This window comes from Anaeromyxobacter oryzisoli, assembly GCF_022690765.1.
Taxonomy (GTDB): Bacteria; Myxococcota; Myxococcia; order Myxococcales; family Anaeromyxobacteraceae; genus Anaeromyxobacter; species Anaeromyxobacter oryzisoli.
The window spans coordinates 20,901-40,745 of record NZ_JALCZA010000020.1 but is presented as its reverse complement, the minus strand read 5'-3'; the positions used below and the strand labels follow the sequence as shown (position 1 = coordinate 40,745).

14 protein-coding genes are annotated in these 19,845 nt (G+C 74.0%); 9 read left to right on the top strand and 5 right to left on the bottom strand.

The annotated features are described in order from the left end of the window. Positions 1–56 precede the first annotated feature (56 nt). Entirely contained in the window at positions 57–734 is a 678-nt protein-coding gene (locus tag MNZ27_RS08910) for an NUDIX hydrolase (RefSeq protein WP_242393697.1), read from the bottom strand. A 395-nt stretch (positions 735–1,129) separates the two neighbouring features. Here MNZ27_RS08910 and MNZ27_RS08905 point away from each other — a divergent pair, with 395 nt between their 5' ends. Beyond that, positions 1,130–1,594 (top strand): ferritin-like domain-containing protein, encoded by a 465-nt coding sequence (locus MNZ27_RS08905; protein WP_242393696.1) that lies wholly within the window; start codon positions 1,130–1,132, stop codon positions 1,592–1,594. 66 nt (positions 1,595–1,660) lie between these two features. Here the strand turns inward: MNZ27_RS08905 and acnB are convergent, their stop codons facing one another. Both acnB and MNZ27_RS08895 read right to left on the bottom strand, forming a co-directional pair. Next, a complete protein-coding gene (gene acnB / locus MNZ27_RS08900; protein ID WP_242393695.1) occupies positions 1,661–4,210 on the bottom strand; it encodes a bifunctional aconitate hydratase 2/2-methylisocitrate dehydratase in 2,550 nt (849 codons plus the stop codon). 299 nt (positions 4,211–4,509) lie between these two features. Beyond that, positions 4,510–6,516, bottom strand: a complete 2,007-nt coding sequence (locus MNZ27_RS08895) for a molybdopterin oxidoreductase family protein (protein WP_242393694.1) — start codon at positions 6,514–6,516, stop codon at positions 4,510–4,512. Between the two features lie 349 nt (positions 6,517–6,865). On the opposite strand from MNZ27_RS08895, the gene MNZ27_RS08890 reads away from it, so the two are divergent. The 6 genes from MNZ27_RS08890 to MNZ27_RS08865 all read left to right on the top strand — a co-directional run bounded on the left by MNZ27_RS08890 (position 6,866) and on the right by MNZ27_RS08865 (position 16,041). Then, entirely contained in the window at positions 6,866–7,828 is a 963-nt protein-coding gene (locus tag MNZ27_RS08890) for an NAD-dependent epimerase/dehydratase family protein (protein WP_242393693.1), read from the top strand. Positions 7,829–7,907: 79 nt separating this feature from the next. Then, on the top strand, positions 7,908–8,585 hold the full coding sequence (locus MNZ27_RS08885) for an HAD family hydrolase (RefSeq protein WP_242393692.1): 678 nt from the start codon (positions 7,908–7,910) through the stop codon (positions 8,583–8,585). Positions 8,586–8,591: 6 nt separating this feature from the next. Then, positions 8,592–10,205 (top strand): lactate racemase domain-containing protein, encoded by a 1,614-nt coding sequence (locus MNZ27_RS08880; protein WP_242393691.1) that lies wholly within the window; start codon positions 8,592–8,594, stop codon positions 10,203–10,205. Further along, on the top strand, positions 10,202–10,825 hold the full coding sequence (locus tag MNZ27_RS08875; protein WP_242393690.1) for an SDR family oxidoreductase: 624 nt from the start codon (positions 10,202–10,204) through the stop codon (positions 10,823–10,825). The genes MNZ27_RS08880 and MNZ27_RS08875 overlap by 4 nt, the downstream gene beginning before the upstream one ends. A gap of 18 nt (positions 10,826–10,843) precedes the next feature. Then, positions 10,844–15,019, top strand: a complete 4,176-nt coding sequence (locus MNZ27_RS08870) for an AMP-binding protein (RefSeq protein WP_242393689.1) — start codon at positions 10,844–10,846, stop codon at positions 15,017–15,019. Further along, a complete protein-coding gene (locus MNZ27_RS08865) occupies positions 15,016–16,041 on the top strand; it encodes an NAD-dependent epimerase/dehydratase family protein (protein ID WP_242393688.1) in 1,026 nt (341 codons plus the stop codon). The genes MNZ27_RS08870 and MNZ27_RS08865 overlap by 4 nt, the downstream gene beginning before the upstream one ends. 22 nt (positions 16,042–16,063) lie before the next feature. Here the strand turns inward: MNZ27_RS08865 and MNZ27_RS08860 are convergent, their stop codons facing one another. Together MNZ27_RS08860 and MNZ27_RS08855 are read right to left on the bottom strand one after the other, a co-directional pair. Then, positions 16,064–16,378, bottom strand: coding sequence for a hypothetical protein (locus MNZ27_RS08860; protein WP_242393687.1), 315 nt, complete (start codon positions 16,376–16,378; stop codon positions 16,064–16,066). A gap of 107 nt (positions 16,379–16,485) precedes the next feature. Beyond that, positions 16,486–17,685, bottom strand: coding sequence for an MFS transporter (locus MNZ27_RS08855; protein ID WP_242393686.1), 1,200 nt, complete (start codon positions 17,683–17,685; stop codon positions 16,486–16,488). A gap of 248 nt (positions 17,686–17,933) precedes the next feature. Here MNZ27_RS08855 and MNZ27_RS08850 point away from each other — a divergent pair, with 248 nt between their 5' ends. After that, a complete protein-coding gene (locus tag MNZ27_RS08850) occupies positions 17,934–18,572 on the top strand; it encodes a polysaccharide biosynthesis/export family protein (protein WP_242393685.1) in 639 nt (212 codons plus the stop codon). A 4-nt stretch (positions 18,573–18,576) separates the two neighbouring features. Then, positions 18,577–19,755, top strand: coding sequence for a hypothetical protein (locus MNZ27_RS08845; RefSeq protein ID WP_242393684.1), 1,179 nt, complete (start codon positions 18,577–18,579; stop codon positions 19,753–19,755). Positions 19,756–19,845: the final 90 nt, after the last annotated feature.

The following is a 19,845-nucleotide window of genomic DNA, read 5'->3' as shown; positions in this document are numbered from 1 at the left end:
CGCCGCCCCGCTCACGCGGGTCGGCCTGAGAGCTCGTCGAATTCTTCGACGAGCTCTCAGCCGGCCCCGAGGCGCGCCGCGAGCCGCCGGAACGCGAGCTCGCTCTTCGCGTCCTCGAGCTCGCCGGCGTCGCACGCGCGGAGCGCGGCGGAGAGCGTCCGCCACTCGAGCGACGCGCCCTCCTCGAGCGGCGAGCCGTCGCCGTCGCCCGGCGCGTCGAGGCGGTCCGGTCCGGACGGCCGGGGGACCTCGACCTCCAGGAGGTGGATCTTCTCCGAGGAGATCCCGGGGAGCGCGAAGAACGGGCCACCGAGCGGTCGCAGCGCGCCGGGCGCGACCTCGAGGCCGGCCTCCTCGCGGACCTCCTCGGCGCCTCGCTGCCGCAGCGCCTCGAGCCCGAGCTCGCCCGGCTCGAGCACGCCGGCGACGATCTCCTCGACGAGCAGGTACTCCCGCTCCGGCAGCGCGGTGCGCTTTCCTCGCCGGAAATAGGCCGCCGGGCGCAGCCCGCGGCGCGTGAGGACCTCCACGCCTCGCGCGGTCCGCGCCCAGACGCAGACCGCCACCGCGTCGAGCGTCGGGCGGTCGATGACGTCGATCCGGTACTCCGGCGAGGCGCTCCCGTCCTCGCGGCGGTTCACCGCGCGGAGGCGCTTCAGCCGGAGGAAGCCCTCGTCGAGACGGGCCCGCGACGTGCAATCCTCGACGATCTCGATGGCGCGCACCTTCGGCATGCGTGCATGGTGCACGCCGCACGCGGTCGCGGGAAGGGGCCTTCCGCACCCGTGCCCGTGCCCGTCACCGTGACCGTTTCCCGTGCCCGCCTCCGGCCTCCCGTGGCGCGTGGCCCGTGATCCGACGCCGTCGGACCACGGAAGCCGGGCCACGGGCCACGGAACCCGGTTCACGGGTCACGGAGAGGCCGGTGACGGTGACGGTCACGGGTGACGGTCACGGGGGGCGGATGCGGCCGAGCTTCCCCACGTCCGTCCGCCGCGCGGCCCGGCGCCCGTGCACCGCCGGCCGCCGCCCTCCGGCGAGGCGCTCCCTCCGCGCGGCCGGCGGCGGGCTGCACCGCGTCGCCGGCGTTCCCAGCTTCTCCTCGGACCGCGCGAGGAGGGAGGGGCCGATGACGAACCAGGAGATCGCCGAGGCGCTCGAAGAGCTGCTCCAGCTCGACACCGACGCGGTGCTCGCCTACGACCGGGCCCTCGGTGCCCTCGGCGAGGGCACCGTCCCGCACCAGCTCGCCACCTTCAAGCTCGACCACCAGCGGCACGTGGTGGAGCTCTCCCAGGTGCTGCTCCGGATGAACAGGGAGCCCCCCGAGCTGAAGCCGGACGTGAAGGGCACGCTCCTCGGCGGGATGACGGGGCTGCGGGCGCGCCTGGGGACGCAGCAGGCCCTAGAGGCGATGCGCTCGAACGAGCAGCTCACCACCTCGACCTACGCCCGCGCACTCGCGCGGCCGTTCCCCCCGGACGTGCTCGAGGTCGTCCGCCGCGGCTCCGCCGACGAGCAGCGGCACCTCGCCTGGATCGAGCGGGCGCTCGACGAGCGGCTGTGGGAGCTCGATCGGGGAGCGGGGATCTAGCTGTAAAGCAAGAGGGCCGCGCCCGTCGCCGGACGCGGCCCCCCGCTTCAGCTCGTCCGCCTCGCGCTACGCGACGACGCGGAGGCCCTTGTACTCGGGCAGCTCGTCGAACTGCAGGTACCGGTAGAGCTGCGCCGCCTTCGGCGCGATCTTCTCGCGGTACGCGGCGAAGTACTCGGCCGGCGTCGGGAGCTTCCCGAGGCTCGCCGTCACCGCGCCCAGCTCGGCGGAGCCGAGGAACACCCGCGCGCCGTTGCCCATCCGGTCGTCGAAGTTACGGGTGGACGTGGAGAACACGTTCACGCCGTCCGGCACGCGCGCCTGGTTGCCCATGCAGAGCGAGCAGCCGGCGATCTCGACCCGCGCGCCGACGGCGCTGTAGACCGAGAAGTACGCCTCGCCCTTGAGCTCCGCCTGGTCCATCCGCGTCGGCGGGCAGAGCCAGGTCCGGACGGTGCCGGTGAACTTGCCGCCCCGCCAGATCTCGCCGGCGGCACGGAAGTGGCCGATGTTGGTCATGCAGGAGCCGAGGAACACGTCGTCGATCTTCGTCCCGGCGACCTCGGAGAGGACCTTCACGTCGTCCGGGTCGTTCGGGCAGGCGAGGATCGGCTCGGTGATCTCCGCGAGGTCGATCTCGATGACCGCCGCGTACTGTGCGTTCTTGTCCGCGCGGAGGAGCTGCGGCTTCGCGAGCCACGCCTCGACGGCCGCGATGCGGTTCTCGAGGGTCTCCTTCGCGCCGTAGCCGTCGGCGATCATCTTCCGCATGAGCGCCACGTTCGACCGGAGGTAGGTCGCGACGCTCTTCTCGGAGAGGTCCACCGAGGCCGCCGCGGCGCTGCGCTCCGCGGCCGCGTCGGTCAGCTCGAACGCCTGCTCGACGGTGAGATCCGGCAGCCCCTCCATCTCGAGGATCCGGCCGTTGAAGACGTTCTTCTTGTTCTTCTTCGGGACGGTGAGGAGGCCCTTCTTGATCGCCCAGAGCGGGATCGCGTTCACCACGTCACGCAGCGTGATCCCGGGGTTGAGCTGGCCCTTGAACCGGACCAGCACGGACTCCGGCATGTCGAGGGGCATGAAGCCGAGCGCCGCGCCGAACGCGACGAGGCCCGAGCCCGCCGGGAAGGAGACGCCCATCGGGAACCGCGTGTGGGAGTCGCCGCCCGTGCCGACGGTGTCCGGGAGGAGGAGCCGGTTGAGCCACGAGTGGATCACGCCGTCCCCGGGCCGGAGCGCCACGCCGCCGCGCTCCTGGATGAACTGGGGCAGCGTCTTGTGCATCTTCACGTCGGCCGGCTTCGGGTACGCCGCCGTGTGGCAGAACGACTGCATCACCATCGGCGCCTGGAACTTGAGGCAGGCCAGCTCCTTGAGCTCGTCGGACGTCATCGGGCCGGTGGTGTCCTGCGAGCCGACCGTCGTCATCTTCGGCTCGTAGTAGCCGCCGGGCAGCGCGCCCGGGATGCCGCACGCGCGGCCGACGATCTTCTGGGCGAGCGAGAAGCCCTGGCCCGCCTTCGGCTGCGGGTTCTTCACCTCGGCGAAGATCGTGATCGCCGGCATCCCGAGGGCCTTGCGGGCCTTGTCGGTGAGGGCGCGGCCGATGATGAGCGGGATGCGGCCGCCGGCGCGGAACTCGTCCGCGAGGGTGACCGGCTCGATCTTGAAGTTGGAGAGGACCTCCCCCTTCTCGGACCGGACCTCGCCCTTCTTCGTGTCCACGACGATCACGTCGCCCGTCTTGAGCTTCGTGACGTCGGTCCGGATCGGGAGCGCGCCGGAGTCCTGGGCGGTGTTGAAGAAGATCGGGGCGATGACGCCGCCGATGATCACGCCGCTCCGCCGCTTGTTCGGGACGAACGGGATGTCCTCGCCGATGTGCCAGAGGACCGAGTTGCAGGCCGACTTGCGCGAGGAGCCGGTGCCGACCACGTCACCCACGAAGGCGACCTGGAAGCCGTCGGCGCGGAACTGCGCGATCGTGGCGAGGCCGCCCTTGAAGCGGGTCTTGCCCATCGCGAGGGCGTGGAGCGGGATGTCCGGGCGCGTCGAGGCGTCGCCGGCGGGCGAGAAGTCGTCGGTGTTGATCTCGCCGTCCACCTTGAAGACCTTGAGCTTCAGGGTCTCGGGGAACGCGGGGCGGTTGGTGAACCACTCGGCCTTCGCCCAGGAGTCCACCACCTTCTTGGCGGCCGCGTTGGTCTTGGACAGCGCGAGCACGTCGTCGAAGGCAGCGTAGACGTAGGTCGTGTGGGACAGCGCCTTCACGGCGGCGTCGGCGAGCTCGGCGTCCTTCAGCGCGGCGACGAGCGCCGGGATGTTGTAGCCGCCCATCATCGTGCCGAGCAGCTCCACCGCGTCCTTGCGGGAGATGAGCGGGCACTTCTTCTTGCCGGCCACGACGTCGGCGAGGAACGCCGCCTTCACCTCGGCGGCCGGATCGACGCCGGGGGACACGCGATCGCGGATCAGCCCGAGCAGGAACTGCTCCTGCCCCTTCGGCGGGTTCTCGAGCAGCTTGACGAGCTCGCGGGTCTGCTCGGGATCGAGGGGCTTCGGGGGGATGCCCTGCGCCTTCCGCTCGGCCTCGTGCTTCAGGTACGCCTCGATCACTGGCTCCTCCTTCGGAGTATCGGACAGCGGGGTGAAGTGTTCGGAAGCGATGCCCTATAGCACGGGCGCCCCCTGGGTGTCAGCCGCGCCCACCTCCAGAAGCCCCCGGAACGACGCGGCTTTTTGGGACTTCACCGGTCCACATTGCCGCGGCGAGGCGGCGGCCTCGCGGAGCGACACGACCTCGGACCGCCGGGCCCGACCTCGACCCCGATCGAACTCATGGCCTCACCCGCTTGCGTCGAGCGTCGCGAGCTCGATGCGAGCGGGTCTCGCCATCAGGCCGCGAGCCGCGCACATCACCCCGCCCGCACGTCGATCCTGTTGTCGTAGAAGGTCGAGCCCCGCCCCTGGTCCGTGAGCCGCTGCGAGGTGAGGGCGTTCACGTTGCGCTCACCCGGGGCGTGCGCGAGCCAGGACACGCCCTCGGCGACCGCGACCCCGGGCGGAACGCCCTCCCGGACCCGGAGCACGAACGTCGCCTCGCCGACCGCGTTCCAGGCGACCACCCGCTGCCCGTCGGCGAGCCCGCGGCGCGCGGCCTCCGCGGGGCCGAGCTGGAGCGCCATCCCGCCGGCCTTCTCGCGGAGCTCCGGCCGCTCCTGGAAGGAGGAGTTGAGCGTGTAGAGCGCCGGCGCCGTCACGAGGCGCAGCGGGAGCGGGTCGCCGTCCGCGTGGGCGGGCAGGTAGCGCGGGAGCGGCTCGGGCTCCGCCCGGTTCAGGAGCTCGATCCTGCCGGAGGGCGTCCTCCAGCGCGGGCCGGGCGGCGGCGCGAGCGTGACCGCCTCGCCCGAGTCGAGCCGGGCGCGGGCGGCGGCGGAGACCCACTCCGGAGCGGCGCGGGCGAGGAGGAGCTCGATCACCTCGTCCGTGCTCATCCGGAAGAGCGGCTCCTCGAGCCCCATCGCGGCGGCGAGCGCCCGGGACACGTCCCAGTTCGACCGCGCCTCGCCCAGCGGCGGGATCGCCGGCCGGGCCCGCTGGACCGCGTAGTGCCCGTAGGACCGGTAGAGATCGGCGTGCTCGAGGGACGTCGTCGCCGGGAGCACCACGTCGGCGTGGCGGGCCGTGTCGGTCATGAACCGTTCGTGCACCACGAGGAACAGGTCCTCCCGGGCGAGGCCGCGGAGCACCGCGTTCTGGTCCGGCGCCACCGCCGCCGGGTTCGATCCCCAGACGTACATCGCCCGGATCGGAGGGTCCGAGAGCTCGGCGAGCGCCCGCCCGAGCTGGTTCATGCTGACCTGCCGGGTGGGGCGCGGGAGGAGGTCCTCGCCGGTGAACGGCGCGAGATCGAAGGCGGCGGAGGTGGACGTCGAGACGAGGCAGCCGCCGCCCTTTCGCCCGTGGACGCCGAGCACCGCCGCGAGGGCGACGACGCTGCGGATCGTCATCGCCCCGTTGCCGTACCGCGACGGGCCGCCGCCGATCCGGAGGAACGGCGCCCGGGCCGCGGCGAGGGTCCGCGCGAGCGCCTCCACCGCGGCGGGCGCGAGGCCGGTGACGCGGCTCACCGCCTCCGGCGCGTACTCCGCGAGGGCCCGGGCGCGGAGCTCCGGCCACCCGACCGCCTCCGCCGCGAGGAACCGCTCGTCGGCGAGCCCCTCGCGCGCGAGCACGTGCACGATCCCGAGGGCGAGGGCCGCGTCGGCGCCCGGCCGGACGAGGACCACGTCGTCGGCGATCGCCGCGCTGTGGTTCGCGTAGGTGTCCACGAGGATCACGCGCGCGCCGCGCCGGCGCGCCTCCTGCGCGCGCCGCGCGAAGTGGAGGCTCGTGGCGACCGCGTTGCAGCCCCAGAGGACCACCAGGTCCGAGTCGAGGACGACGTCCGGCGACGGGCCGGGCGTCCGCCCCATCACCGCGCTCCAGCCCGCGCCCTGGGCCGGCGTGCAGATCGTCCGCTCGAGCCGGGTCGCGCCGAGCCGGTGGAACAGCGCCATCCCCGCGTTGCGCTGCACGAGCCCCATCGACCCGGCGTAGGAGTACGGCAGCAGCGCCTCGCCGCCGCTCTCGGCGAGGATCGCCTTCCAGCGCCCGGCGACGAGCCGGAGCGCCTCCTCCCAACTCGCCCGGCGGAACTCCCCCGCGCCCTTGCGGCCGGTCCGCACCAGCGGGTGCAGGAGCCGGTCGGGCGAGTGGACCGTTCGATCGTACCCGTTCATCTTGGGGCAGAGGGTGCCTTGCGAGTACGGATGCGCCGGGTCGCCGCGCACCTTCACCGCGCGGCCGCCCTCCACCTCGACGAGCAGCCCGCACGAGTCCGGGCAGTCGAAGGGGCACACCGAGCGGGCGATGGTGGTCATCGAGGCGGAGGATACCCGGAGCGGTGAGGGGGACGCGAGGGAGCCCCGAGGGAGGCACGCCCGCCCCCGAACGCGAACCCGAACGCGAACCCGAACCCGAACCCGGCTATCCCGTGCCCGTGCCCGTGACCGTCACCGTCACCGGCTTCTCCGTGATCCGTGAACCGCTTCCCGTCGCCCGTGGCCCGATCCCCGTGGTCCGACGGCTTCACGGTCCACGGGCCACGGGACACGGGAGGCGGGCACGGGGAACGGTGACGGAAGACGGTCACGGTCACGGTCATGGCTCGCTCGCAGCCCTGAACTCTGATTGACGCCCGCGCGAGCGCGTGCTTCACCCACGGCAACCATGCGAACGCTCGTCACCGGCGCGGGAGGCTTCCTCGGACAGGCCCTGGTGCGGGCGCTGGTCGCGCGCGGGGACGCGGTCCGCGCCCTGGTGCGCCGCGCGCCGGAGGCCGTCGCGGCGCTCGGGGCGGAGCCGGTGGTGGGCGACGCGACCGATCCCGCGACGCTCCGCCGGGCGGTCGCGGGGGTGGACGTGGTGCACCACCTCGCGGGCGTGCGCCGCGCGACCGATCCGGCGGAGTTCCTCCGGGTGAACGCGGGGTCCACCCGGCTCCTCCTCGACGCCTGCCTCGCCGCGGCGCCCGGGCTCTCGCGCTTCGTCCTCGCCGGCTCCCGCGCCGCCGTGGCCCCGTCTCGCGAGGCGGTCCGGGAGGACGCGCCGCTCGCGCCCGTCGAGCCGTACGGTGCGTCGAAGGCCGAGGCGGAGCGGATCGCCCTCTCGTACGCGGACCGGCTCCCGGTGGCGGTCGCGCGGCCGCCGCGGATCGTCGGGCCGGGCGACCGGGAGAACCTCTTCTTCTTCCGGATCGCCCGCGCCGGCCTCGTGCTCGACCTGGGCGACCGCCCGCTCTCCTGGATCGACGTGGACGACTGCGCGCGCGGGTTCCTGCTCCTCGCGGACCGCCCCGAGGCGCGCGGCGAGGTCTTCTTCCTCGCCTCGCCCGACGCCACCACCGCTCGCGGGCTCATGCAGGAGGCGGCGCGGGCGCTCGGCGTGCGCGCGCGGCGGGTTCCGGTCCCTGCCCTCCTCGTCCGCGGCGCGGCGCGCCTCGCGGAGCTCGTGACGGGCATCACCGGGCGTCGCCTGCCGCTCAACCGCAAGCTCGCGGCCCAGGTCCTCGCCCCGGGGTGGCGCTGCGACCCTGCGAAGGCGCGCGAGCGGCTCGGGTTCGTCGCCGCCACCCCCCTCGCCGTGTCGATCGGTCGCGCCGCCGACTGGTACCGTCAGGCCGGGTGGCTATGACGCGCCCGCCAGGGCCCCCGAAGGGGGTGCAAACGACCTTGCCAACGGCCGCCGGGGCGGTCTACTTCTCGAAATCCGGATGACCGATCGCGAAAAGGCCGCGTTCTTCGACGTGGACGGCACGCTCGTCCGCACGAACATCGTGCACGCCTTCGCGTTCTACGCGATGAACCAGGGGTCCCTGTTCGGGACCGCCTGGAAGACGGCGAAGACGCTCCTCTCCGTCCCGCTCTTCATGGCCGCCGACCGGCTCGACCGGAAGGCGTTCAACGAGCTCTTCTACTCGTACTACCGCGGCCAGAGCGAGGACCGGCTCGAGACGCTCGCCGACGAGCTGTTCGAGGACGTCCTGGAGCCGGCGATTCACCCTGGGTCACGGCGGCTGGTGGACGAGGCGCGGCGGGCGGGGTGCCGGATCGTGTTCGTCACCGGCGCGCTCGACTTCACCGTCCGTCGCCTCGCGGCCCACCTCGGCGCCGACGACCTCATCGCGAACCGGATGCGGTTCGTCCAGGGGCACGCCACCGGTCAGGTCGTCCCGCCCATCATCGAGGGCGCGCACAAGGCCCTCGTCATCCGCGACTGGTGCGTGCGGAGCGGGGTCGCCCTCGAGCACAGCTTCGCGTACTCCGACTCCTTCAGCGACTACCCGATGCTCGCGGTGGTCGGCCACCCCGCGGCGGTGAACCCCGACGCGCGCCTCGCCCGCGTCGCCCGGGCGTACGAGTGGCCGATCCTGCGCACCACGGAGGCCTAGATCGCCATGCGCACGCCGCGGAGCCTCGAGCGGTTCTACGAGACGACCGAGCAGATCGTCACCACCGACACCGACTCGCCGCCGCGCGTGCTCTTCTCGGGCGAGGACCTGCTCGTCGAAGACCTGCCGGTCGGGACGAAGATCGTCTTCCCGAAGCCGCCCATCGAGGGGCTCCCCAACGTCAAGGCCGCGATCCGCCAGGCCATCAACCGGCCCGAGGAGTCGCCGCCGCTCCACGCCCTGCTCCGGCCGGGCATGAAGGTGACGATCGCCCTCGACGACATCTCGCTCCCGCTGCCCCCCATGCGCACGCCCGACGTGCGGCAGCAGGTGCTCGAGGTGATCCTCCCGCTCCTCGCCGACTCCGGCGTGGACGACGTGCACCTCGTCATCGCGGTGTGCCTGCACCGGCACATGACGCAGGGCGAGATGAAGCGGATGGTCGGCGCGGAGATCTTCGACGCCTTCTACCCGGACCGCTACTACAACCACGACGCGGAGGATCCCGACGGCCTGGTGGTCCTCGGGGAGACCCGCCACGGCGAGCAGGTCGTCGTGAACCGCCGCGCGGCCGAGTCCGACCTCGTCATCTACGTGAACGTGAACTTCGTCCCGATGGACGGCGGGCACAAGTCGGTGGGGACCGGGCTCACGAACTACGCGGGCGTGAAGGCGCACCACACGCCGGAGCACATCGCGAAGAGCGACTCGTACATGGACCCGGAGCGCTCGGAGATGCACCGCTCGATCGACCGGATCGGGAAGGTGGTCGACGAGCACCTGAACGTCTTCCACATCGAGACGACGGTCAACAACCGGATGTTCGACGGCCCCCTCGACTTCCTCATGAAGCGCGAGGAGGCCTACGGCGAGGTGGACCGGCTGAAGCTCGCCGCGATGAAGGCCACCCTCGCGCGCCTGCCCGCGGCGGCGAAGCGGAAGATGTTCCACGCCGTGCCGGCGGCCTACGACGTCATCGCGGTGGCGGCGGGGAAGACGGAGCCGACGCACGCAAAGATCCTGAAGGCGAGCTGGGCGCAGTACGCGGTGGACGTGGACTTCCAGGCCGACGTGCTCGTGTTCGGCGTGCCGTTCATCTCGCCGTACAACGTGAACTCGATCCTGAACCCGCTCCTCGTCCAGGTGATGGCCTGCGGGTACTTCTTCAACTTCTACCGGGGGAAGCCGCTCCTCAAGAAGGGCGGCACGCTCATCCTCACCCACCCCTGCTCGGACGTCTTCGACCCGGTCCACCACCCGAGCTACATCGAGTTCTTCCACCGCATCCTGCCGGAGACGCGCGACTCGAAGGTGCTCGAGGCGAAGTACGAGCGCGAGTTCGCCGAGAACCCGACCTACGTCCACCTGTACCGGACGGGCCACGCGTACCACGGCGCCCACCCCTTCTTCATGTGGTACTGGGGCGAGAACGGTCGGCAGCACATGGGCCGGATCATCGCGGTCGGCGCCGACAACGCGCACGTACCGCGGATCCTCGGCTGGGACACGGCCGAGACCCTCGCCGAGGCCATCGACATGGCGCGCTCCACCCACGGGCGCGGCGCGGAGATCGCGATGATGCACCACCCGCCCATCGTGATGACCCAGAACCTCGGATGAGACCGCACGGGAAGAACGGGGCCCACGGTCCCCACGTCCCCGCCGCCCCCGCGACGCGCCGGCCCGACTCGACCGCGCCGGTCGCGCGGCCGCCCCTCGACGTGGCGCGCCTCCTGGCCGGCCGCCGGATCCTCGTCACGGGCGCGACCGGCTTCGTCGGCAAGGTCGCCCTCTCGCTGCTGCTCGACCGCTACCCCGGGATCGGGAAGGTCTTCGTCCTCGTCCGCCCCGGCACCGGCGGCACCCCCGAGGCCCGCTTCTTCGGGAAGGTCGTCTCGGGCCGGCCGTTCGACCCGCTCCGCGCGCGTCACGGCGCGGGCTTCGACGCCTTCGTGCACGAGAAGTGCGTCCCCATCGCCGGCGACGTCTCCGCTCCGCTCCTCGGGATCCCGGCGGCCGACCTCGCCCGGCTCGAGGGGCTCGACCTCGTCCTCGGCTCGGCGGGGCTCGTGGACTTCGACCCGTCGCTCGAGCTCGCGCTCGGGGTGAACGTGCGCGGTCCGCGGCACGCGCTCGAGCTCTGCCGCCGGACCGGGGCGGCGCTCGTCCACGTCTCCACCTGCTTCGTCGCCGGCACCGGCGCGGGGGGGTTGTGGGCGGAGGCGCCGAGCGGGGGTTAGTGCCCCCGGCGCGGGGGCGTGCAGGGCCGGCCCCGCACGCCCGCGCTCGACGGCGCAGACTTCGACCTCGACGCGGAGCTCGCCGACGCGGAGCGGCGGATCGCCGACGTCCGCGCGGCCGCCGAGGACCGCGTCCAGCAGTCGCGGTTCCGCGATCGCGCGCTGGAGCGGCTCGAGGCCGAGGGGCGCCCGCGCGACGACGAGAAGGCGCTCCGCCTCGCGATGGGGCGCGAGAGGCGGCTGTGGCTGTCCGAGCGGCTCGTCGAGGTCGGGATGGAGCGGGCCCGCCACTGGGGCTGGCCCAACACGTACACCTACACGAAGTCGCTCGGCGAGCAGGCGATCGCGGCGAGCGGCGTCCTCCACGCGATCGTCCGGCCGTCGATCGTCGAGAGCGCGCTCCGGTACCCCTTCCCGGGCTGGAACGAGGGCTTCACCACCAGCGCGCCGCTCGCGTTCATGGGCCTCCGGGGGCAGCGCGCCTTCCCGATCTCCGACCAGGCGATCCTCGACGTCGTCCCGGTGGATCTCGTCGCGGCCGGCCTCCTCGCGATCTCGGCCGAGCTGCTCGAGCGCCGCGACGCGCTGCGCGCGACGGCCGCCGCGGGCAGGCCGACGGCGGGCGCGGAGGGGGCCCCGCTCGGCCGCGTTTACCACCTCGCGAGCGGCGACACGAACCCGCTCTGGGCGACGCGCGCGGTCGAGCTGACCGCCCTCTACCGCCGCAAGTTCTACCGGGAGCGCGAGGAGGGGAACGCCACCTGGAACAAGCTCGTCGCCCGGATCGAGCCGTACGCGATCTCTCGCGCGCACTACCAGGCCTTCTCCGCGCCGGCGTTCGCCGGGCTCGCCCGGGGCGCGCGGCGGCTGCTCCGGGAGCACGTCCCGCGCTGGGGCGCGCCGCGGCTCTCCGCCCTCGCCCACGAGCTCGACGAGGGGCTCGACGAGTGGACCCGGCGGCTCGAGCAGGTCGAGGCGCTCTGGGAGCTGTACCTGCCCTTCGTCTGGGAGAACCGGTACGTGTTCCGCTGCGCCGGGATCCGCGCCCTCCGCGACCGGCTCTCCCCGGCGGATCGCGCGCGCATCCCGTGGGACCCCGAGGCGCTGGACTGGCGGCGCTACTGGCTCGACGTGCACATGAAGGGGATGGAGGAGTGGGTCTTCCCCGGCCTCGACGAGGAGGCCGAGCGGGGCGCGCGCCCCACGAAGCCGCACCGCGACCTCCTGGAGCTCCTGGACGCGGCCTGCGCCCGCTGGCCGGACCGGACCGCGCTGCGGCTCGCCGGCGGCGCGAAGGAGCGGGTCACCTACGGCGAGCTGCGCGCCCTGTCCGACCGGATCGCGGCGTTCCTCGCCACCGCCGGCGTCGGCCACGGCGACCGGGTGATGCTCGCCTCCGAGAACCGGCCCGAGTGGGCGGCGGCCTACTTCGGGATCCTCCGGGCCGGCGCGGCGGCGGTGCCCGTGGACCCGAAGCTCTCCGAGGCGGAGCTCCTGAACCTCTGGCGCGCGGCGGGGGCGCGGCTCGGGCTCCTCTCCGACGAGGCGGCGGCCGAGCTCCCCGGGCTCCCCGCCGGCGCCGCCGCGGCGGTCCCCGGCGCGCGGGTCGCGCTCCTCGGCGAGGCGCTCGCCGGCGGTGGGGTCGCGCCCGCCGTGCGCGCCGGTCCAGACGACGTGGCGTCGATCATCTTCACGAGCGGCACCACCGGCACGCCGAAGGGCGTGATGCTCACCCACCGGAACTTCGCGAGCCTGGTGGCGAAGCTCGTCGGGATCTTCGACCTCGGCCCGCGGGACGGGATGCTCTCGGTGCTCCCGCTCCACCACACCTTCGAGTTCACCGCCGGGCTGCTCGTCCCGCTCTCCCGCGGCGCGGAGGTCGAGTACCTCGACGAGCTCACCGCGGACCGGATCGGCGAGGCGCTGGGCAACGGGCGCGTCACCGCGATGATCGGGGTCCCGGCGCTCTGGTCGCTCCTGCACCGCCGGATCACCCAGGAGATCGCGGCGAAGCCCGGGATCGTCGAGGGGGCGATGAACGCCCTCCTGAAGGCGAACGCGAAGCTCCGCGACTCCGCCCTCGGCTGGAACCTCGGCAAGGTGCTCTTCTGGCCGGTCCACCGCCGCTTCGGAGGCCGGCTCCGGATCCTGATCTCCGGCGGCTCGGCGCTCGATCCCGAGGTGCAGCGCGCGTTCCGCGAGCTCGGCTTCGACCTGTACGAGGGCTACGGGCTCACCGAGGCGGCGCCGGTGCTCGCGGTCTCCAAGCCCGACGGCAGCGCGCCCGCGGGGAGCGTCGGTCCGGCGCTGCCCGGCGTGGAGCTCCGGATCGCGGACCCCGACGCGAGCGGCGTCGGCGAGGTGCTCGCCCGCGGGGCCAACGTGATGATGGGCTACTGGCGCGGCGGCGAGGCGCCCGGCCTGGACGAGGCGCTGACCCGCGAGGCGCTCGAGGACGGGTGGCTGCGCACCGGCGACCTCGGGAAGCTCGACGCCGCGGGGAACCTGACGCTGGTCGGCCGGAAGAAGGACGTCATCATCGACGCGAACGGGAAGAACGTCTACCCGGACGAGGTCGAGGAGCGCTACCGCGATCCTGAGCTGATCAAGGAGCTCTGCGTCGTCGGGCTGCCGGAGGGGGCCGCGGAGAAGGTCGCGATGATCGTCGTGCCCGAGTACGGCGACCGGGTTCGCGCCGAGGTCCGGGCCGCGATCGAGGCGCACGTCCGGACGGTCTCCGCCTCGCTCCCCTTCCACCAGCGCGTGAAGGCGTGGCACCTCTTCGACGGCGACCTGCCGAAGACCTCCACCCGCAAGGTGCGCCGTCCGCTCGTCCGCGAGGAGCTGCAGCGGCTCGAGGCCGCCGCGGCGAAGGGGCGCCTCGCGCGGGAGCGGGCCGGCGAGCTCGCCGGCGAGGACGGCTGGCTGCTCGACCTCCTCGCGGAGGTGTCGCGGCGCCCGCGCGCGGAGATCACGCCCGGCGCGCGGCTCCAGGTGGATCTCGGGCTCGACTCGCTCATGCTCACCGAGCTCGCCGCGGCGCTGGAGACGGCGGGCGTGCCCGCGGCCGCCACGGAGGACCTGCACGCGGTCCAGACCGTCGGCGAGCTCGCCCGGGCGATCGGCGGCAAGGTGCGACGGGGCGACGCGCCCGAGGCGCCGCGCCGCGCGCCGGAGCGCGAGGACGGCGCGGACGATGACGACGACGAGGAGATCCCGGTGCCGGGGCCGCTCGCCGCCCTCGGCCGGCGGCTCCTCTCGATGGGCCAGCGCGCCCTGTACCAGGAGCTGTACCGGACGCGGGTCGTCGGCGAGGCGTTCATCCCGCACGACCGGAACGTGCTCGTGGTGGCGAACCACTCGAGCCACCTCGACATGGGGCTCGTGAAGGTCGCGCTCGGCGAGGAGGGCGAGCGGCTCGCGGCCCTCGCGGCGAAGGACTACTTCTTCGACACCCCCCTCAAGCGCGCCTACTTCGAGAACTTCACGAACCTCATCCCGATGGAGCGCGAGGGCTCGCTCCGCGCGAGCCTCGGGGCGGCCGCCGAGGCGCTGCGGCGCGGCCACCACCTGCTCATCTTCCCGGAGGGGACGCGCTCGCGTGACGGCGAGATGGCCTCGTTCTACCCGACCGCCGGCTACCTCGCCCTGCAGGGCGACGTGGACGTGCTCCCGGTGTTCCTCGCCGGCACCCACGAGGCGCTCCCGCCCGGCGCGACCCTGCCCAAGCGCACCGACCTCGAGGTGTGGTTCGGTCAGCCCATCTCCGTCGCCGAGCTGCGCCGGCGGACCGCCGCGATGCCCAGGAGCGAGGCGTACCGGACCGCGACGAAGGTGATGGAGGACGCGGTGCGGGCCCTGCGGGACGCGTGGCGGACCACCCCCGCTCGCCCTGAGCGTAGCGCGCGCCACGCGCGCGCGGAGTCGAAGGGCGCCCGGCTGGCGGACTCCGCGGAGGCGGCCGGGGCGAGGCCCGCGGACGACCCGAACGCGAAGAGCAGTCCTCCGGCCTCGCACCTCCCTCGGGAAGAGCCCGCCGGAGCGGGCGCCGAGGCCGCGACCACCCCCGCTCGCCCTGAGCGTAGCGCGCGCCACGCGCGCGCGGAGTCGAAGGGCGCTCGGCTGGCGGACTCCGCGGAGGCGGCCGGGGCGAGGCCCGCGGACGACCCGAACGCGAAGCGGGAGGATCCGTGAACCTCCTCGTCACCGGTGGCACCGGCTTCCTCGGCTCCACGCTGGTGCCGCTCCTCGCCGCCGGCGGGCACCGGCTCCGCCTCCTCCAGCGCTCCGCCGCGCCCGAGGCCGAGCGGCTCGGCGCGGAGGTGGTGCGCGCGTCCCTGGAAGACGCGGACGCGGACGCGATCCGCGCCGCCCTCGACGGCGTCGAGGCGGTGCTCCACCTCGCGGGCCAGGTCTCGTTCGATCCGGAGGAGCCGGAGCGGCTGTACGAGCTGCACGTGCAGGGCACGCGGCGCCTCCTCGAGGCGTGCGTCGCGGCGGGGGTGAAGCGGGTGGTGCTGGCCTCGTCGTCCGGCACCACCGCCGTCTTCGAGGAGGAGCGCATCGGGACCGAGGCGGATCCCTACCCCATCGCGGTGGTCGGCGACTGGCCGTACTACCTCTCGAAGATCTACCAGGAGAAGGCGGCGCTCCGGATCCACCGCGACACCGGCCTCCCCCTGGTCGTGCTCAACCCCTCGCTCCTGCTCGGGCCCGGCGACGCGCGCCTCTCCTCGACGGACGTCGTCTTCAAGTTCATGGAGCGGCGCATCCCGGCGATGGCGTCCGGCGGCCTCTCGTTCGTGGACGTGCGCGACGCGGCCCGTGCGTTCGCCGCCGCCCTCGTCCGCGGCCGCCCCGGCGAGCGTTACCTGCTCGGCGGCGCGAACATGACCTTCCGCGACTTCTTCGGTCGGCTCGAGCGGCTCACCGGCGTCGCGGCGCCGCGGGTCGCCCTCCCCTCCCGCCTGAACGTCGCCGGCGCCCGGCTCCTCGAGCGGCTCGCGGGCTGGCGCGGCGCCGAGCCCCCCATCGACCCGCACTCCGTCGAGATGGGCGAGCGGTTCTGGTACTGCGACTCCTCGAAGGCCGTCGCCGAGCTCGGCTTCCAGGCCCGGGACCCGCAGGACACGCTCTTCGAGACGGTGCGCTGGCTCGAGGAGCACGTCCGCGGCAAGGCGCGTCCGGCCACGCTCGCCGAGCTGGCGCCTCGCTGAGCCGCGCCGATCCGCTCGTCCCTTACATCGTCCCGCCCGACACGTCGCGGAGCTTTCGGACCGCCGCCACGCCGCAGCGCTCGCCGCACGCGTCGCAGACCTCGTAGGTCAGCTCCTTCACCACCAGGACATCCGGGTGCTCGTCCGCCGGCGCGAGGCGCGCGCCGCACACCGGACAGGTGAGCTCGGCGACGCGGGTCGGCCGCGCGAGGACCAGCGAGCGCCGCCGGTCGGGCGGGCACGCGCTGCACTCGATCCCGTACACGTACCCGATCTCCTGGCGCGGGGGCGTCGCGTCCAGGTCCACGCCGCAGTACTGGCAGAGCTCGGTCGCCATCGCCGGTCTCTTAACCCGCGCGCCGCCGGCGCGCACCCCGGGGGACGCGGGGACTGCAACGCCGTCGTGCGGAACGCACCGCGATCGACGGAGCAGCCGTCGTGCCTTCAAGCACCCGCGGCGGGTCGGGGCGCGGGGCGCCACGCCAGCCCGGCGAGCGCGAGCAGGCAGAAGACGGCCCCGGCGTGGAACGTCGAGGCCGGGCCGAGCCGCTGCCAGAGGAGCCCGGCGAGGACGCTCGCGACGAGCATGGCCACCCCGCTCGTCAGGTTGAAGAAGCCGAACGCGGTGCCGCGCAGATCCGCGGGGGCCGCGTCGGCCACCATCCTGGCGAGGAGCCCCTGGGTGATGCCCATGTGCACGCCCCAGAGCACCACGCCGGCGAGGACCACGCCCCAGCCGCCGGCCGCGGCGAGCACGAGGTCGGCGGCGATCAGCACCACGAGCCCCAGCGCGAGGAGGCGCGTGTGGCTCGCGCGGTCCGAGAGCTTGCCGAAGGGGTACGCCGACTGCGCGTAGACGAGGTTCATCGCGACCATCACCAGGGGCACGAGGGCGATCGGGATGCCGCCCTGCTGCGCGCGGAGCACCAGGAACGCCTCGCTGAAGCGCGCCAGCGTGAACACCGCGCCGATCGCCACCACCCACCAATACCGGGCGTCCAGCCGTCGCAGGCTCTCCCGCCGGATCGGGTTGCGGCGCCGCTCGCCCCCGCGGGGCTCCGGCTCCCGTAGCCCGAAGGAGAGCAGCGCGACCGCCGCGAGCCCCGGGATCACGGCCACCCAGAACACCCGCCGGAAGTCGTCCGCCCACAGCAGCATCAGCCCGACCGCGACGAGCGGGCCGACGAAGGCCCCCACCGTGTCGAGGGATTGCCGGAGCCCGAACGCCGCGCCGAGCAGGTGCCGGGGCGTGAGATCCGCGACCAGCGCGTCGCGGGGGGCGCCGCGCACGCCCTTGCCGACCCGATCCAGCAGGCGCGCCGCGAGCACCACGCTCGCGGTCGGCGCGACGGCGAACAGGGGCTTCGTCAGGGCGCCCAGGCCGTACCCGAGCACCGCCAGCCCCTTGCGCCGGCCGAGGTAGTCGCTCAGCACCCCGGAGAAGACCTTGACCACGAGCGCGGTGGACTCGGCGAGCCCCTCGATGACGCCGACGACGAGCGCGCCGGCGCCGAGGGTCGTGACCATGAACAGGGGCAGCAGGCTGTGGATCATCTCGGAGGAGACGTCCATCAGCATGCTGACGCCGCCGAGGACCCACACTCCCGGCGGGATCCGGTCCGGCTCCACGCGGTCGCGTTCCACGTCGTCTCCCGGCCGGCGCGCGCCGCCCCCGCTCGAGGCCGCGCCGCCCCGAGCCCGGGAAGATACACCTCCCCGCAGGAGCCGCCCCCCTTCCCTGCGCTCACGGCCTCGAGCCGTGTCGCTCCGACGGTGGACCCCACCGACCCGCTCCGCACACCTCGGAGCCCCGCGCTAGGATTGCCGCGCTCGGGAGAAGCCCATTGCACCTCAGGGGGGGAACGCGAGCGCCGCTCGCGCCCATGCGACCCATGACCGTCGCCGCACGCGCATCCGTCCGAACCGTCTGCCTCGCAGCGGCGCTCGCGCTGCCGCTCGCGAGCTGCCGCCACGCCGCGCCCGGCGAGTTCATCTGGGCGGAGGACGCGCGACCGACGCCGGGGCGCGCGGACGCCGGCTACGCCATCCAGCGCGGCGACGTCCTGAGCGTCCGCGTCTGGGACCAGGACGCGATCTCGACGACCCGCGCGCGCGTCCGCACCGACGGCAGGATCTCGCTGCCGCTGATCCAGGACGTGGAGGTCGTCGGCTCGACGCCCGACGGCGCCGCGCGCGAGGTCGCCGCCAAGCTGAAGAGCTTCGTGGCGAAGCCGATCGTCACGGTGACGGTCGAGGAGACCTCGCCGCTGCGCGTCACCGTCGTCGGCGAGGTGGCGCGACCGGGGCGGTACGATCTCGAGGCCGGGGCGGTCGTGCTCGACGCGCTCGCCGCGGCGGGCGGGTTCACGGCCTTCGCGTCGTCGGACGGCATCTACGTCCTCCGGAGCGGGTACTTCACGGACGGGCGGCAGGAGCGGGCGCGCATCCGCTTCCGCTACGACGCGCTCTCGCGCGGCGGCCGCGCCGCCGCGTTCCTGCTCTCGCCGGGCGACATCGTCGTCTTCGAGTGATGCGATGGGCCCGACCGGCCTCGCCGCCGTCGCGCTCTGGGCGCTCGCCGCGGCGCCGCAGGTCGAGGTGAGCGCCGGCGTCGAGACGCGCACCTACTCCATCTCGACCAGCGTCCCCGCGCCCATCGACGAGCCGATGGTCGAGGCCCGCCCGCGCGTGGGGCTCTCGCTCGGGTACCCACGCACCCGGCTCTCGGCGACGTACGAGCCTCGGTTCGTGCTCTCGCATGACGGCTCGAGCGACGCCATGGGGGTCCTCCATCGCCTCGATCTCGGCGCGGAGCGCGCGATCTCGCACAGCTGGCGAGCGTGGCTCCTGGCGGCGGCGGCCGCGGGGACGACGGTCTCCGCCCGCCCCATGCTCGACGAGCCGCTCGAGGCGGCGCCGGCGCTGCGGCTCGTCCGCCGCTCCCAGACGGAGGTGAAGGCGATCGTCCGCGGGCTGCTCGATCCCCGGACGAGCGTCAGCTCCGAGCTGACCGTCCTCGCGAGCGGCGGGCTCGATCCCGAATCGCGAACGGTCGCCCCGTGGGTGTGGGGAGCGCGGCTCGCCTCCGCCCTGGGCTGGACGGCGACGCGCCTCGATCGGATCGACGTCGCCGTGGCGGCGTCCGGCTCCCGGTCGGACGTCGGGCGGACCTCCGTCGCCGCCGCCGCGCTCGGAGGGCTCTCGCGCCGCTTGACGCCGACCGTGGACGCGCAGGCCTCGGTGGGCCTGGGCCTCCTCCACGAGGACGCGGCCGGGGCGACCTCGGGGCTCCGGGTCCGTCCCTCGGCGGCGGCCGGGGCCTCGCTCCGCGCGCTCGACGACCGCTTGTCGGTCCGAGCCGATCTGCGGCTCGCGCCGCAGCTGAGCACGTGGGATGGCGACGCCTCCTGGCGCACCGACCTGAGCGCGTCGGCGCGCGCCCGGCTGAGCCGGTCCTGGGACGGCTCGGTGCTCGCATCCGGGGCCCGCGTCGAGCGCCCCGACGGGCGCACCACCCACGTCGCCGAGACGTTCCTCCTCGCGACCTGGTTCCCTCGCGAGCGGCTCGCCCTCACGAGCGGGCTGTGGATCCTCGCGCAGCGCGGCGGAGGCGATCCGGCCCTCTTCGCGACCGGCGCGCTCCTCGGGTTCGCCGCGACCGGCATCCCCGTGGGCGGCCTCCCCGTCGCCGGCGCTCCGGCGCGCCCGCGGTAGGGCGATCCGCCCTCCGCGTGGCCCACCCGCGGCACGCTCCGCGCGCCGCCGTGGCGTCAAGGCGAGCGAGGGGCGCCATCGGGGCCTCGC